Annotated in this window: 16 protein-coding genes; 6 read left to right on the top strand and 10 right to left on the bottom strand. The window is 64.0% G+C overall.

Annotated features, from left to right (window positions below; translation table 11 throughout):
• Positions 1-31 precede the first annotated feature (31 nt).
• From FJ956_RS02930 to FJ956_RS02905, 6 genes are read right to left on the bottom strand one after another with little or no spacing between them, the layout of a single operon-like run.
• Complete coding sequence (locus FJ956_RS02930) at positions 32-442, bottom strand: GtrA family protein (protein ID WP_140673630.1); 411 nt, start codon at positions 440-442, stop codon at positions 32-34.
• Positions 439-1,260, bottom strand: a complete 822-nt coding sequence (locus FJ956_RS02925) for a ChbG/HpnK family deacetylase (RefSeq protein WP_140673628.1) — start codon at positions 1,258-1,260, stop codon at positions 439-441. Before FJ956_RS02925 ends, FJ956_RS02930 begins: the two co-directional genes overlap by 4 nt.
• A complete protein-coding gene (locus tag FJ956_RS02920) occupies positions 1,257-2,225 on the bottom strand; it encodes a glycosyltransferase family 2 protein (protein ID WP_140673626.1) in 969 nt (322 codons plus the stop codon). The genes FJ956_RS02925 and FJ956_RS02920 overlap by 4 nt, the downstream gene beginning before the upstream one ends.
• A complete protein-coding gene (locus FJ956_RS02915; RefSeq protein WP_246671982.1) occupies positions 2,218-3,552 on the bottom strand; it encodes a glycosyltransferase family 87 protein in 1,335 nt (444 codons plus the stop codon). The genes FJ956_RS02920 and FJ956_RS02915 overlap by 8 nt, the downstream gene beginning before the upstream one ends.
• A gap of 60 nt (positions 3,553-3,612) precedes the next feature.
• Complete coding sequence (locus tag FJ956_RS02910) at positions 3,613-4,650, bottom strand: zinc-binding dehydrogenase (RefSeq protein ID WP_140673624.1); 1,038 nt, start codon at positions 4,648-4,650, stop codon at positions 3,613-3,615.
• A gap of 5 nt (positions 4,651-4,655) precedes the next feature.
• Positions 4,656-5,897, bottom strand: coding sequence for an acyl-CoA dehydrogenase family protein (locus FJ956_RS02905; RefSeq protein WP_140673622.1), 1,242 nt, complete (start codon positions 5,895-5,897; stop codon positions 4,656-4,658).
• Positions 5,898-6,018: 121 nt separating this feature from the next.
• Between FJ956_RS02905 and FJ956_RS02900 the strand changes: the two genes are divergently transcribed.
• The 6 genes from FJ956_RS02900 to FJ956_RS02875 all read left to right on the top strand — a co-directional run bounded on the left by FJ956_RS02900 (position 6,019) and on the right by FJ956_RS02875 (position 10,666).
• Positions 6,019-6,834: an SDR family oxidoreductase gene (locus tag FJ956_RS02900; RefSeq protein ID WP_140673620.1), complete on the top strand. Its 816-nt coding sequence runs from the start codon at positions 6,019-6,021 to the stop codon at positions 6,832-6,834.
• Positions 6,835-6,919: 85 nt separating this feature from the next.
• A complete protein-coding gene (locus tag FJ956_RS02895; protein ID WP_281405607.1) occupies positions 6,920-7,405 on the top strand; it encodes a MaoC family dehydratase in 486 nt (161 codons plus the stop codon).
• Positions 7,402-8,454, top strand: coding sequence for a phosphotransferase family protein (locus FJ956_RS02890; protein WP_140673616.1), 1,053 nt, complete (start codon positions 7,402-7,404; stop codon positions 8,452-8,454). The genes FJ956_RS02895 and FJ956_RS02890 overlap by 4 nt, the downstream gene beginning before the upstream one ends.
• 3 nt (positions 8,455-8,457) lie before the next feature.
• Positions 8,458-9,234 (top strand): SDR family oxidoreductase, encoded by a 777-nt coding sequence (locus tag FJ956_RS02885; protein ID WP_140673613.1) that lies wholly within the window; start codon positions 8,458-8,460, stop codon positions 9,232-9,234.
• Between the two features lie 266 nt (positions 9,235-9,500).
• On the top strand, positions 9,501-10,145 hold the full coding sequence (locus FJ956_RS02880) for a TetR/AcrR family transcriptional regulator (RefSeq protein WP_140673611.1): 645 nt from the start codon (positions 9,501-9,503) through the stop codon (positions 10,143-10,145).
• Positions 10,146-10,438: 293 nt separating this feature from the next.
• Positions 10,439-10,666 carry a DUF680 domain-containing protein gene (locus FJ956_RS02875; protein ID WP_140673610.1) on the top strand — a complete coding sequence of 76 codons (228 nt, stop codon included), beginning with the start codon at positions 10,439-10,441 and terminating at the stop codon, positions 10,664-10,666.
• A gap of 88 nt (positions 10,667-10,754) precedes the next feature.
• Here the strand turns inward: FJ956_RS02875 and FJ956_RS02870 are convergent, their stop codons facing one another.
• The 4 genes from FJ956_RS02870 to FJ956_RS02855 all read right to left on the bottom strand — a co-directional run bounded on the left by FJ956_RS02870 (position 10,755) and on the right by FJ956_RS02855 (position 15,037).
• Complete coding sequence (locus tag FJ956_RS02870) at positions 10,755-10,979, bottom strand: hypothetical protein (RefSeq protein WP_140673608.1); 225 nt, start codon at positions 10,977-10,979, stop codon at positions 10,755-10,757.
• Between the two features lie 200 nt (positions 10,980-11,179).
• Positions 11,180-11,758: a sarcosine oxidase subunit gamma gene (locus FJ956_RS02865; protein ID WP_140673606.1), complete on the bottom strand. Its 579-nt coding sequence runs from the start codon at positions 11,756-11,758 to the stop codon at positions 11,180-11,182.
• Positions 11,751-14,744, bottom strand: coding sequence for a sarcosine oxidase subunit alpha (locus FJ956_RS02860; RefSeq protein ID WP_140673604.1), 2,994 nt, complete (start codon positions 14,742-14,744; stop codon positions 11,751-11,753). Before FJ956_RS02860 ends, FJ956_RS02865 begins: the two co-directional genes overlap by 8 nt.
• Positions 14,741-15,037, bottom strand: coding sequence for a sarcosine oxidase subunit delta (locus FJ956_RS02855; protein ID WP_140651419.1), 297 nt, complete (start codon positions 15,035-15,037; stop codon positions 14,741-14,743). The genes FJ956_RS02860 and FJ956_RS02855 overlap by 4 nt, the downstream gene beginning before the upstream one ends.
• Positions 15,038-15,044 lie beyond the last annotated feature (7 nt).

Genomic DNA, 15,044 nt, shown 5'->3' with positions numbered 1-15,044 from the left:
TCGGCGTGGTCAACTCACGCCATCGCCTCCGCTATTTCAGCAGCCGGCCTTCGATCGACCAGCGCGCCGCCAGGAAGTTCAGCACCGCCGCCACCACGACGCCGATGATCTTGGCCGGCCACACGCCCGTGGCCCCGGCCAGGACGGCGATCGAGAGACTGGAGACTCCAAGCGAAATCAGCGCTCCAAGCGAGGCGAAGCGCAGGAAGGAATGGTGCAGCCGGATATTCGGGTCCCGCTCGAACGACCAGAAGCCGTTCGCCACGAAGGAGAAGAGCACGGCGATGAACCAGGCGCCGACATTGGCGGCCAAAGCCGGCACCGCGAGCTTGAGCAACAGGAAAAAAGCGGCAAGGTCGATGCCGGTGTTCACCAGCCCGACCAAAGCGAAGCGGACGATCTTGTTGCCGGTCGAACGCCGCGGCTGGCCGGCCCCGCTCATGCACTGCCGTCCATGACACGGGCTTCGGCCTGCTTGAGACTGACGCCGAAATCGTCTGAAGCCAGAAAGTCAAATTCGACCTCGCGCACGCTTTGCATCGGGTCGCGAGCGCGCAGCACGTCATCGGCACGGCCCGGATGGCACATGAACACCCCTTGTTCGGGCAAGGTGTCGATCGCGGCGCGCAGCATCGGAGCGAATTTTTGCGGCTGCCGCCAGTCATAGATGCCGGAAAGCGGCGTCATGAGCCTGAAGCCCGCCCGTTGCATCGATCTGTTGAAGCCCGCGGCGAGCGTGGCGATCGCCGCGATCTTGGCCGCTGCCGCGTCCAGGCCGGGAAATCCCGGCGCGCCTCGCAGCGCCGGCCTGCGCGCACTTTCCTCAAAACGGGCAAGCAGCCAAGTCCGCACCACCGGAAGGAAATGCACGTGCTGGTGTCCGTCGATGTGGTCGGGTGGGCCGGCCAGCGCTTCGGTGAAGCGGTCGTACTGGGCGTCGAGCTCGGCATGAACGTCCCGCTCGTCGATGCGCCCGCGCCGCACCGGCAGCGCAAGAGAGGCAAGCCTGGGCAACTTGCCGTCTGGCGCCAGGCTGGACGAACCGGTTGCGGCGGTCTGATCGGTGAGGGTCAGGTGCAGCCCGACGGCCGCGCGTTGACGGAACGGCCTGATACGCGCCGCCGCGTCTTCCCATTCGGGAAAGCCGGTCATGCAACTGGTCCCGGTCAGGCGGCCACGCTCGATAAGGTCGAGGATCGCGCTCGATACCCCCGGCGCAAGGCCGTAATCGTCGGCGATCAGGCGGATCGACCTGGTCATTTGTCGGCGGCAACCTGCTCGGCGGCATTGCCGTGCAGGACATCGCGCACGATGTAGACGGGGCGGTCCTTGCTTTCGCTGAGCGTGACCCAGACATACTCGCCGATCAGGCCGAGCAGCGCCAGATTGAGGCCGCCCAGCAACACGACGGCGACCATGATGCTTGGGTAGCCAGGCACGGCGATGCCGTAGAACAGCACCTCGAAGAGCACCTTCACGCCATAGGCGAGGCTGGCAAATGCCGCCAGCAATCCGATGAGGCTGATGACGCGCAAAGGGATCACGGAAAACGAGGTGAACCCTTCCAGGGAGAACGCGATCAGGTTGAACCTTGTCCATTTCGACGTGCCGCCGGCGCGGTTCTCCGGCGAGTAGAGTACCGCCTTCTGGCGGAAGCCGGCCCAGGCGAACAGGCCCTTGTTGAAACGGCGCTTGTCGCGCACGCTGGTCAAGGCTCGCGCCACCACGCCGCGCATGACGCGGAAGTCCCCGGCATTCTCGGGAATATCGAAGCGCTGGCTGCTGTTGATCAGCTTGTAGAAGAGCCGCGCCAGCTGGCTGCGCCGCCAGCTCCCCTCGCGCCGGTCGTTCTGCGCGTAGACGACATCGATCTCCGGATTCTCGACCAGCTCGCCGATCATCCTCAGGCTGATATCCACGGAATGCTGGAGGTCGGAGTCCATGATCAGCACCATGTCGCCACGGGAATGATCAAGGCCGGCGAGCACCGCCGCTTCCTTGCCGAAATTGCGGCTGAGCCGCACGATCTCCCACGAGCCCGACAACGCCGCCGCGAATGTCTCGGCGCTGCCGTCGCGGCTGCCGTCGTCGACGAGTATCTTGCGGACGGTCATGCCGAAGCGCTCGGCCACGGCCACTTCCAGCCTGTCGAGCAGCCCGACAAACGCAATGGCGGATTCGGCCTCGTTGAAGAACGGCGCGATGATGTCGAGCATCTCAGCCATGCGCGACAGCTCCGGCGGCAGGCACCTTCTGTCTGCCTTGCGTCCAGAACCAGCCGATGAGCGCGCAGCCAATTACGGTGATGCTGATTGGCCAGAACCATAGGTGGAAGAAATCGTGCAGTCGCGGATCGACACTGGTCAGCCCGGTGACGAAGAGGAGCGTTGCCAAAAACCAGCGCATGATCCCGGCCCCCTTCTCCTGCGACAGCAGGGCGATGGAGAGACCGGCCGGCACCGCAACCATGGCATAGGTGTTCTGCTCGACCCGCGGATTGAAGACGCACATGTAGAACGCCGCAACGAGGAATATGGCCAGCCCGCCGATGTTGGAGTCCAGCCTGCGGTCCAACTGGAGCACCGCCCAAAGCGTAAGCAACCCCGCGACGACGCGCACGGTCGTCGCCTCGGCTTCGGACAGCGGCATCCCAAACCGTGTGAAAGGCGCCGTGAAGTCGGCCGGAACGAAGGGGCCAGTTGGGTCGACCGTCATCGACGTCAGCATGCGGAAGAAATCGTGGTACTGGGCGTTGATGTAGTCGGTCGACGCAAAACCATAGGGGATGGCGAGCACGACGAGCACCGCCAGCACCAACACCGGTATCAGCCTGGGACGCAGCGCTCCCACCAGAAGCAGCATGATGATCGCCGTGGGCTTGGCTATGACCGCAAGCGTTGCCCAGAAGAAGCTTTCAGCCCGGCGCCCGTCGAGTGCCGAAAGCGTGAGAAACCAGCACGCCCCAGTGAGCAGGATCGTCGCCTGGCCGTTGCGAAGCGCCGCCAGCGCCATCGGCAAGGCGACGAACAGGCCGAAGGACAGCAGCCATGTCCGCTCCTGGCCGTCGATCTTGCGCACCTGACGCATCGCGGCAAAGGTCAGCACCGAAAAGCCCAGCATGTGCCACAAGATATTGCCCAGATAGGGCCCGAGCTTCAGCAGGGGAACATAGAGGGCGGCGAAGGCGGGCGCGTAGAGATACCCCATCGCGTCCTGGACGTGATACAGCGGCTCACGGTTCAGGAAAGCTTCGCTGCCATATCTGTAGATATAGACCACCGAACGCGTATCGGGCGACCATAGCGCCAGGCCAAGCACAATCAGAAACGACCCGACCCACAGCCAAAACCCCAAACGGTCGAAAACCGGCTTGGTTACCGTCATAGCGCACCCCGCGTTCCGACCAGGATGGCTTTCCCATCGCCGCCTGGCCTTCAGCGCCGGCGAGATATCACATCGAAATGAAATAGAACATACGAGCGTGACCGTTACCGGCGCGGGGCAAAGGACGGCGCAACAGCGGCGTTTTTCCGCCGCCACCTTGTCGATCACAGCTTTGTGTTCAAGGCGTTGGCCGTGGTCTGAACAGCTGCGATCGGCGTCCGGGGGTGCTTACGGTTTGATGAACACCTTTCCGTTGGGCTTGGCGAGCTCGGCCGGCAGCCGCGCCATCGCTTCGTCCAGCGGTACCACCGCCGTGACGTCGGTCGACCAGCGTCCGTCGGAAAAGCGCTTTTGCGCTTCCAGCACCGCCGGGCCCAGCCTGTCGCGGAACTGGCGCATCCATTCGGCCAGCCAGAAACCTTCGACACGCTTGTGCTGGAAGATCAGTTGGCCGGGCTCGCGGATCACCGTCGGCTCGGCGTCGAGCCTTCCATAGACGATCCAGCGCGCACGTTTCGGCATGGCGTTGAAAATGGTGGAAGCCAGCGGCCCGGTGACGGCGTCGAGGAAAATGCGCGGCTGCTCGGCCTTCGTCGCCTCACGCAACGCAGCCTCGAAATCCGCCGCCTTCTCGTTGAGCACATGGGCGGCGCCGAGTTCCTTCAGCGGCGGGATCTGCTCGTCGCGGCGCACGGTGACGATCGGCCGGAAACCTTCCTCCTTCGCCAACCCGATGATCAGCTTGCAAAGCTGGCTGGCGCCTGCGGTCATGATGAAGGATTTTTCGCCCTCTTGCTTGACGATGTCGAACATGGCCAAGGCCGTCAGCGGATTGACGATCATCGCGGCGCCGTCCTCGTCACGCACGGTGTCGAGGAGCGGAATGCAGGACGCGGCCTCGGCAACCGCATAATCCGCCCAGGCACCCCAGTTCGACACGCCGGTGGCGAAGGCGACGCGTTTCCCTGCGAGGCTCCTTGCATAGGGATCATCGCCCGTTGCGACGACGATGCCGACGCCTTCGAAACCCGCCGGCCGGCCCTTGACCCGCGGCTGGCCGTACTGGCCCTTGATGAAGGCGATGTCGGACGGGTTGATCGAGGCGAGGCTGACCTTGATCAGCGCTTGCGACGGACCGGGCGCGGGCACGGCGACGCTGCCGGGCTGGAGATAAGGCTCCATCGCCTCCAGCGCGGCCGCCGAAGGCGCCCTGGTGTAACCGTCGCCGACAAGCAGCAACCCCTGCATTTGCGATGGAAGCGTCATGGCTGTCAGACCTTCTCTTGCGTGTATTTCCTGAGTTCCGTGCGCGCCACCTGCCGCCGGTGCACCGCGTCCGGCCCGTCGGCCAGCCGCAGCGTCCTCAGATGCGTCCAGGAGCGTGCGAGCGGGGTATCCTGACTGATGCCTTGCGCGCCGAACATCTGCACCGCCTCGTCCGTGACTTTCAGCGCGACGCGCGGCGCCACCACCTTGATCTGGCTGATCCAGGGCGCGGCCGCGCGAGCGTCGCCCTGATCGATCATCCAGGCTGCCTTGAGGCAGAGCAGCCGCGCCATCTCGATCTCCATCCGGCATTCGGCGATGATGTCGAAATTCGCGCCGAGCTTGGCCAGCGACTGGCCGAAGGCCTCGCGCCGCACCGAACGCTGACACAGCATCTCCAGCGCCATCTCGGCCTGGCCGATGGCGCGCATGCAGTGATGGATGCGGCCAGGCCCCAGCCGCCCCTGCGCGATCTCGAAACCCCTGCCCTCGCCGAGGATCAGGTTCGCCGCCGGCACCCGCACATTCTCGAACCGCAGATGCATATGGCCGTGCGGGGCGTCATCGTCGCCATAGACCTGCATGGGCCGCAGCCTGACGATGCCCTTGCTGTCGGAAGGCACCAGGATCATCGAATGCCGGCGATGCTGCGGCTCTTCGTCCGATCCGGTCCTGACCATGACGATATAGATGGCGCAGCGCGGATCGCCCGCGCCGGAAGCCCACCATTTCTCGCCGTTCAGCACATAGTCGTCGCCCTGCCGCTCGCAGCGCATCGAAATGTTGGTCGCGTCCGAAGAGGCGACGTCAGGCTCGGTCATCAGATAGGCCGAACGAATCTTGCCCTCGAGCAGCGGCTCCAGCCAGTCCCGCTTGTGCCCTTGCGAGCCGTAACGCTCCAGCACTTCCATGTTGCCGGTGTCGGGCGCCGAGCAATTGAAGGTCTCGGCGCCGAGATGCGCCTTGCCCATCTCTTCCGCGAGGTAAGCATATTCGACGGTGGAAAGACCGTAGCCGCGCCTCGAATCGGTCAGCCAGAAATTCCACAGGCCGCGCTCGCGCGCTGTCTTCTTCAAGCCTTCGAGGATTTCCGTCTGCCTGGCCGTATACGACCAGCGGTCGCCGCCCTTGCCGATCTCGGCGAGAAATTCTTCGCCGAGCGGCGCGATCTCGTCGCGCACCATCGCCGTCACGCGCTGGTGGATCGGCTTCAGCCGCTCGGTCATGCCGAGATTCATGTCCGTCATCGCTTCCGGCCTTTCCAAAGATAAATCTTTACCCGTGGCAAGGATGACCGTACTTCGGTTAGCCTTGTCAACGCGAGTCCTTGGGCGAGTCCCCCTGCCGGGCAGGATGCGGAGAAACACGATGAGCTATCTGGACAAGCTGTTCTCGGTCGCCGGCAAGACCGCGCTGGTGACGGGTGCTGCGACCGGCATCGGCCGCATGGTGGCGACCGGACTGGTACGCGCCGGCGCTCATGTGATGATCGTCTCGCGCAAGGGCGAGGATTGCGCGAAAGTCGCCAACGAATTGAACGCGCTCGGCGGCTCCGGCCATGCCGAGGGCTTTGCCGGCGACGTGTCCAGCGAAGCGGGCATCGCCGCTTTGGTCGCCGAGGTCAAGGCGCGCACGGAACGCCTGCACATCCTGGTCAACAATGCCGGCATATCCTGGGGCGCGCCGCTGCAGGATTTCCCTTACCATGCCTGGGCCAAGGTGTTCGGCGTCAACGTCACCGCCGTCTTCCACCTGACGCGGGAGCTCATGCCGTTGCTCGGTGCAGCCGCGAGCGACGAGGATCCTGCCCGCGTCATCAATCTCGGCTCGGTGATGGGCACCCAGCCGCTGGCCGACGACGCCTATTCCTATGCGGCCTCGAAAGCGGCGGTGCATCATTTGACGCGCACGCTGGCGATCGAGTTCGCGGCCCGCCGCATCACCGTCAACGCTTTTGCGCCTGGTCCTTTCCAGAGCCGCATGACGGCGTTTGCCACCGCGACCGAGGAGCAGGCGAAACATGTTGGTAACCATGTTCCGCTCGGCCGCATCGGCGTGGCGGATGACATTGCCGGCGCAACGCTTTATTTGTGCAGCCGAGCCGGCAGCTATGTCACCGGCGCCATCCTGCCGATCGACGGCGGCCAGTCGGTGCAGCATGGAATGACTTTGTTCAAAGAATAAGGCGCCCGCTTCAAGGAATCGGGCGGGGTTCAAGGAATAAGGTGTCCGGTTCGAGGAATCGTAATCCGGGCGGGGTGCGGAGGACATCAGCGTGGAACCGATCAGTCTCGATACGCTTGTGGCAAGCGTTGGCAAGGAGGTCGGCGTCTCGCCCTGGCGGACGGTGACGCAGCGCATGATCGACCAGTTCGCCGATGCGACCGACGACCACCAGTTCATCCATTGCGATCCGGAGCGCGCCGAGCGCGAAACGCCCTTCGGCGGCACCATCGCGCATGGTTTCCTGTCGCTGTCGCTTTTGTCGGCGATGACCTTCGAGACCATGCCGCCGATCGAAAACACCAAGATGGGCGTCAACCACGGCTTCGACACGCTGCGTTTCCTGGCGCCGGTGAAGACGGGCTCGCGCATCCGCACCCGCTTCGTGCTGGCGGACGTCAAGGTGCGGCCGTCCGGCTGGGTGCAGACGGCGCATGATGTGACCATCGAGATCGAAGGCTCGAAGAAGCCGGCGCTGACGGCGCGTTGGCTGACCTTGACGCTGATCGAGCGCCAGCCCGAGAACGCATGAGCGGCGAGGCCGGTGCCATAGACCAGGCGGCGCTTGCGCCCTATCTCGAGGCGCATATCCCGGGTTTTATCGGCCTGTCCGCCATTGAAAAATTCAATTCCGGGCAATCCAATCCGACCTATCTTTTGACCGCCGCCAGCGGCCGCTATGTGCTGCGCGCCAAGCCGCCGGGACAATTGCTGAAATCCGCGCATCAGGTCGACCGCGAATTCCGGGTCATGCAGGCGCTTGCCGGCACGGCTGTGCCGGTGCCGCGCATGCTGCATCTGTCGGGCGAAGACTCCCCGACCGGCCGCATGTTCTACGTCATGGAATATCTCGACGGCCGCATCTTCTGGGATCCGTCGCTGCCTGACGTTTCCGGCAATGAAGAGCGTGCCGTGATCTACGATGCGATGAACGCGACGCTTGCCGCCCTGCACGATGTCGATGTCGGCGCCGTCGGCCTTGGCGATTTCGGCAGGCCCGGCAGCTATTTCGAGCGCCAGCTCGCGCGCTGGACCGGCCAATACCGGGCCTCCGAAACCGAAATCATAGCGGATATCGACAGGCTGATTGCGTGGCTCGAAACCCATATGCCCGCCGATGACGGCCGCGTTTCGCTTGTCCATGGCGACTACCGGCTGGACAACATGATGTTCGCGCTCGATGCGCCGAAAGTCATCGCGCTGCTCGACTGGGAGCTGTCGACACTCGGCCACCCCTTCGCCGACCTCGCCTATCAATGCATGCAATGGCGCCTGCCGCATGCCTCTGGCTTTCGCGGCCTTGACGGCGTTGACCGCGCCGCTGCCGGCCTGCCGTCCGAGGAGGCCTATGTCGCAGCCTATTGCAAACGGCGCGACATCGACAAGATCGACAACTGGACCTTCTTCCTCGCCTTCTCCTTCTTCCGGCTGGCGGCGATCTGCCAGGGCGTCTATCGCCGCGCGCTGGACGGCAATGCCTCCAATCCGGAAAAGGCAAGAACCTACGGGCAAGCGGTTAAGCTGATCGCGATACTCGCGGCGGAGCTGGTCGGCGGGAAGAACCGAAGAAAGGAAAGCTGAGCGATGGGCCGTTTCGATGGGATGACGGTGCTGGTCACCGGCGCGACGGGCGGCCTCGGCAGCGGCGCGGCAAAGGCCTTCGCGGCGGAAGGCGCGCGGCTGGTGCTCTCCGATCTCGACGAGGCGGCGCTCGGCGATTTTGCGGCGACGCTCGACGCCGAGACCGCTCACCTTGCCGGCAACATTGCCGACGAAAAGCTCTCGGAGGATCTGGTGAAGCTTGCCGTGCAAAAGTTCGGCCGGCTCGACGTCGCCGTCAACAATGCCGGCATCGTCCACTCCTTCGTGCGCCTGCCGCAGGTGACTTCGGAAGAGGCGCGCCGCGTGGTCGAGGTCGACCTGCTCGGCGTCTTCTATGCCATGAAACACCAGATTCCTCAGTTGGAACGGCAGTTCAGGGAAAGCGGCAAGGGCGGCGTAATCGTCAACATCGCCTCGGTCGCCGGTCTATCGGGCGCGCCGAAACTTTCGGTCTATGCCGCCGCCAAGCATGGTGTCGTCGGACTGACGCGCTCGGCCGCCGTGGAATATGCCAGCAAAGGAATACGCATCAACGCCGTCTGCCCGGCCCACACCCGCACGGCGATGGTCGACGGCTTCGTGCGTTTCACCGGAGCGCCCGAAGCCGAAGCGCTTGCCGAACTCACGCGCGGCGTGCCGATGAAGCGTGTCGGTGAGGTCGACGAGATCACCACCGGCGTCCTGTTCCTTGCCGACCCTGCCAACTCCTTCATGACCGGTCATGCGCTGGCGCTCGACGGCGGCATTGGCGCCATTTGAGCCATGCCGGGGGACGGCTAGAGCAATTCCAGGAAAAGTGTGATCGGTCAGGCTCGGCGCCTTCGCCGTAGCCTTTCGTTCGGAATTGCGTAAAACAGAAAGATAGAGCGTTTCGCCGTTTCCGTGAAACGGTGAAACGCTCTAGCCTCCGAAATCGCGTTAACCAAAGAGCCTGAACGGACGTTGCGGAACCGGAACGCTCTCTTGTCCGTTTCCGTACAGCGTATATAATTTCGTCAGGCAACCAACGACAAAGGCAGCGGAAATTGACGCTGAGCGTTCAGAAACGCCGCGAAAAACAGAAGGCGGAGCTTCGCTCCGAACTGGTCGCGGCGGCTCATAAGCTGGTGCAGGAAGAGGGCTATGAGGGCCTGACCATCCGCAAGCTGGCCAAGCGCGTCGGCTACGCGCCGATGTCGGTCTATTCCTATTTCGCCGACAAGCAGGACATCCTCTTCGCGCTCGCCGAGGACGCCTTCGAGACGCTCGCGCGGCGCATCGAGGAGCATTCCGCCGACGATCCGATCGAGGCGCTCAAGGCGGTGATGACCGAATATGCCGCCTTCGGGCTCGGCAACCCCAACGAATACCGCACCGTCTTCATGACCGAGAAGACCAAGCTGCCCGAAGGACGCAGCTACGAGGACATGGAAGAGGGCAATCCGGCCATGAAGGTGCTGATCAAACGCGTCGAGGCCTGCGTCGCGGCCGGCAAACTCAAGGGCGATCCGCGCGCCATCGCCACCATGCTGTGGACGGTCGGCCACGGCACGATTTCGTTGCTGATCACCTTTCCCTTCTATCCTTTCGGCGACCCCGAGACTTACGTGAAGCGCATGTGCAACTTCATGATGGCCTCGCTGTCGGAGCAGGAAATCCCGCCGCTCACCGAAACCCCGGTCGACTGCTGATCGCCCTGGGGCAATTCCAGGAAAAGTGTGAGCGGTTAGGCTCGGCGGCTTCGCCGTAGCCTTCCGTCCGGAATTGCGTAAAAACAAAGGGCTAGAGTGGTTCGCCGTTTCTGTGAAACGGTGAAACGCTCTAGCTGTTTTTGCGCCACCATCGGCTTGGTTCGTCGTGGCGAGTTCCTACGTTCAAAAAAAGTTGTCGTACGCGTACAGATTTCCTCTTGAATTCCGTTTCCGGACGCCGTATTTGTACGTTGTATCGTACATGTACGAAAAGAGATGACTGGAGACGGAAAATGAAGAAGACCATTCTTACCCTCGCCGCCGTGCTGGCTTTCTCGGGCGCCGCTTTTGCCGGCACGAACCAGCCGGTCAAGCATGCCCCGGCTGTCTGCGTCCAGACCAATGTGAAGCTCGACTGCACTGCCACCGGCTCGGTCGAAAAAGCGGACGCCGCCAAGGCCCAGACGAAGAGCCCGAAGCTTGGCATCGACGTCAGCCCTTGGTTCGTGCCCGGCCTCTAATCGCTATCGGCAAGACCTCGAACGAAAACGGGCGGCACGTGGCCGCCCTTTTTCGTTTTACCTGTCCCCATGAGCGACCCGCCCAGGCCTATTTCTTGCGCGGTTTCATCCCGGGCACGGTCTTGGCCTTACCGGGCTTTGCCGGCCCGCCGGAAATGGATGTTCCGGTGATCGACACGGGATCGCTGGCCGGAAACGTGTCCTCGAGGCCTTCTTCGAGTTCCTCTTCCTCGACCTCGTCATGCCGCTCCCGCTCCAGCGAACGGACAGCCGCGGTCTTCTTGGACGACTTCGGCGCGGATTTGGACGGCATCGGCTTCTCCCTCGCTGGTCGCAAACAACGGGCCGGATTGGCGATGGTTCCCGCAGCGGCCCCCTAGAGCATGATGCCGAAAAGTGTGAAGCGGTTTTCGGACGACATCATGCTCTACTCCTTTGATTTAGAGACGGATTCAGATTTCAGGTCGATTCGACCTGAAATCATCCGGCTCTAGGGACATCGGCCGCTGGCAATCAGTTCGCCGCGTCGCTCGCCGCTTCCGACAGCAGAGTAAAGACATAGTCCGAGAAGGAACGCCAGCATTCCACCCGGAAGGAATCCGCGGCTGTGCGCAACAGCACGATTTCGGACTTGCCCAGAATGGTGCGCGAGGCAGCACCGACCGGGAAAGCCTCGAGCGACAGGTCCTGCGGACAGCCCGAATTGACCGTCATCGCGGCCGCTGGCCCGGTGACCGAGATCGCGACATTGCGGTGCGAGATGCCGACCGCCGAATGCAGCGCCGTCACCTTGGCGCAGTCGGCGAGCGGATCGTTGCCCGCCTCGTCGATGATCAACCATTCGTCCGGCCCGAGCCACAGCGCCGTGCGTCCGTCCTTGGTCGCCGAGGTCTTCGGCTTGGCCGGCAGCGTCACGCCGAGCGCCTTGGAAAGTGCTGCGATCGAAGCCTGCGGCGCGCGCAGCGAGATGCGTTCGGCCGGCGGCAGCATCTCCACCTTCACGCCTGGCGCCGACAGCGCGCGGCCGGCAAGTGCTGGACGCCGCTCGACGGAAGCGGAAGCGGCTTTTGTCTTGGCGGCGGCCTTAGCCATTGAGGCGTTCTCCTTTCTCGTCGACGAACACCATGCCGGTGACTTCCACCTCGATCGTGCCGTTCGGCATCGGCACGTAGAGCGTCTGCCCCATGCGGTCGCGGCCGCCGGCGACCAGCGCCAAGGCGATCGAGCGGCCGCAATTCTCCGACCAATAGCTGGAGGTGACGTGGCCGATCATCTTCATCGGAATCGGCTGCTTCGGATCGGCGACGATCTGCGCGCCCTCTTCCAGCACGACCTTCGGATCCTTGGTCTTCAAGCCGACGAGCTGCTTGCGGCCCTTGGCTACAAGGTCTGGCCGGATCAGGCCGCGAATGCCGACGAAATCGGTCTTCTTCTTGCCGACCGCCCAGTCGAGCCCGGCATCGTTCGGCGTCACCGTGCCGTCCGTGTCCTGGCCGACGATGATGTAGCCTTTTTCGGCGCGCAGCACGTGCATTGCCTCGGTGCCGTAAGCAGTCGCGCCATGCTTCTGGCCTTCGGCCCACAGCGCTTCCCAGACCGCCTCGCCGTAATCGGCCGGCACATTGACCTCGAAGCCGCGCTCGCCGGTGAAGGACATGCGGAACAGCCTCGTCGGCACGCCGCAGATCTTGCCCTCGCGCACCGACATATGCGGCATCGCCTCGTCCGACATGTCGATGCCTTCGACTAGCGGCGCGATGATGTCTCGCGACTTCGGACCCTGCACGGCAATGACCGCCCATTGCTCGGTGATCGAGGTCAGCCAGACATTCAAGTGCGGGAATTCGGTCTGGAGGTAATCCTCCATATGGTTCATGACGCGCGGCGCGCCGCCGGTCGTCGTCGTCACGTGGAAGCGATCGGGCGCCAGCCTGCCGACAACGCCGTCATCATAGATGAAGCCGTCCTCGCGCAGCATGATGCCATAACGGCAGCGGCCGGTTTCCAGCTTCTCCCACGGATTGGTGTAGAGCAGCTCCATGAACTTCGCCGCATCCGGCCCGACCACCTCGATCTTGCCGAGCGTCGAGGCGTCGAACAGGCCGCCCACTTTTCGCACCGTCACGCATTCGCGGTCGACCGCCTTGTGCATGTCCTCGCCGGCTTTCGGGAAATACCAGGCGCGCTTCCAGTGGCCGACATCCTCGAACACAGCACCTTGCGACGCCGCCCAGCCATGCGTTGCCGTGCGGCGGGTCGGGTCGAACAGCGCGCCGCGCGCATGACCGACGATCGAGCCAAACGTCACCGGCGTATAGGGCGCCCGGAAGGTGGTGAGGCCGACCTGCGGGATCGGCTTGCCGAGTTCTTCGGCAGCGATCGCCAGGCCATGCATGTTCGACGTCTTGCCCTGGTCGGTCGCCATGCCGTTGGTGGTGAAGCGCTTGACATGCTCGATCGAGTGCATGCCTTCATGCACCGCCTGGCGGATGTCCTTGGCAGTGACATCGTTCTGGAAATCGACGAAGGCCTTGACCGTTGTGCCCGGCCCGGCGCCGGGGGCAGCGCCCAGCATGCCGCGCGACCAGCTCTCGCCGGCATCGACCTTCGGCTTGGCGCTCTTCCTGGCACTGCCGCCGGTATCTTTCGACGCCTTGGCGCCGGCCGCATAGGCCTCGTCGATCGTCGCGTCCAGCCCGTCCGTGCCGTTGCAGGCGCCGACCGAGACGCAGTCCTGCGCATAGGTGCCGGGCACGAAGCGCTTGGTCTCGTCGTTGAAGGCGACCTTGCCGCGCGACTGCGAGAACAGATGCACCGACGGCGTCCAGCCGGCCGACATCAGGATCGCGTCGACCGGGATGGTCCGCTCGCCGCCGCCATTCTTCGGCTGCACCGTCATTGACGACACACGCAATTTGCCGCTGGCGCTGACCACGGCGCGGCCGAAATTGATCTCGATGCCGAGCGCCCTTGCCTCGTCGATCACCGGTCCGGCGGGGTTGTCGCGCAGGTCGACGATCGCCGCGACATTGACGCCGGCCTTGTTGAGGTCGATCGCGGCGGCATAGGCGGAATCGTTGGCGGTATAGACGCCGACATTCCTGCCGACCGCCACGCCATAGTGGTTGAGGTAGGTGCGCGCCGCCGAAGCCAGCATGACGCCCGGACGGTCGTTGTTGGCGAACACCATGTGGCGCTCGATGGCGCCGGTGGCGATGACGACGCGCTTGGCGCGGACCTGCCACAGGCGCTCGCGCGCCAGCTCGCGGCCGGGGTTCTTGAGATGGTCGCTGACCCGCTCGACCAGTCCGACGAAATTCTGCGCGTAGTACCCAAAAGCAGTCGTGCGCGACAGCACCCGCACATTGCCCATCGCCTTGAGCTTCGCGATCGCCGCTCGCGCCCACGCATAACCGTCCTGGCCGTCGATCCTGGCGCCGCTCTCGAAGCGCAGGCTGCCGCCGAATTCGGCCTGCTCGTCGGCGAGGATCACTCGCACGCCCGTTTCCGCTGCGGCGAGCGCGGCGGCAATGCCGGCGGCGCCGCCGCCCAGCACCAGCACCTCGCAATGCGCGTAGCGCGCGGCATAATGGTCCGGATCCGGCTTGTCCGGTGAAACGCCGAGGCCCGCCGCAGCGCGGATCTTCGGCTCGTAGAGATCCCTCCAGGCCCACTTCGGCCACATGAAGGTCTTGTAGTAGAAGCCGGCCGAGAACAGCGGCGAGGCGATGTCGTTGACGGCGCCGACGTCGAAGGCAAGCGACGGCCAGCGGTTTTGCGAATTGGCCGTCAGCCCGTCATAGAGCTCCTGCACGGTCGCGCGCACGTTCGGCGTCTTGCGCGCATCGTCGCGCACGATCTGCACCAGCGCGTTGGGCTCTTCCGCGCCAGCCGACAGGAAGCCGCGCGGCCGGTGATATTTGAACGAGCGGCCGACCAGATGCACGCCGTTGGCGAGCAGCGCCGAGGCCAGCGTATCGCCCTCGATGCCGGTGTAGGACTTGTCGTCGAAGCTGAACGATGCGGTCTTCGCCTGGCTCAGGCGGCCGGCGCCGGAGATACGGAATGCGGCGCTCATTTCGCGGCTCCAGGCAGTTTCGCCGGCTTCGGCTCGCCGGCCTTGTAGGTCATGACGAACTTGTCGGTGACGGTGTCGCGCACCGCGTTGAAGAACCGAGCGCAGCCATGGATGTGCCGCCAGCGCTCATAGATGACGCCCTTCGGATTGGCGCGGATGAAGAAGAATTTCTCGAAATCGTCGTCGCTCTCGCCGGCAATGTTGGCCGAGCGCACGACATGCGCCTCGCCGGCATTGCGGAACTCGAGTTCCGGGCGCTCTTCCTCGCAATAGGGGCAGCGGATGAGAAGCATTCTGTTT

Origin of the sequence: Mesorhizobium sp. B2-4-3, assembly GCF_006442815.1 — a bacterium.
Taxonomy (GTDB): Bacteria; Pseudomonadota; Alphaproteobacteria; order Rhizobiales; family Rhizobiaceae; genus Mesorhizobium.
This window is presented reverse-complemented; position numbering and strand designations above follow the sequence as displayed.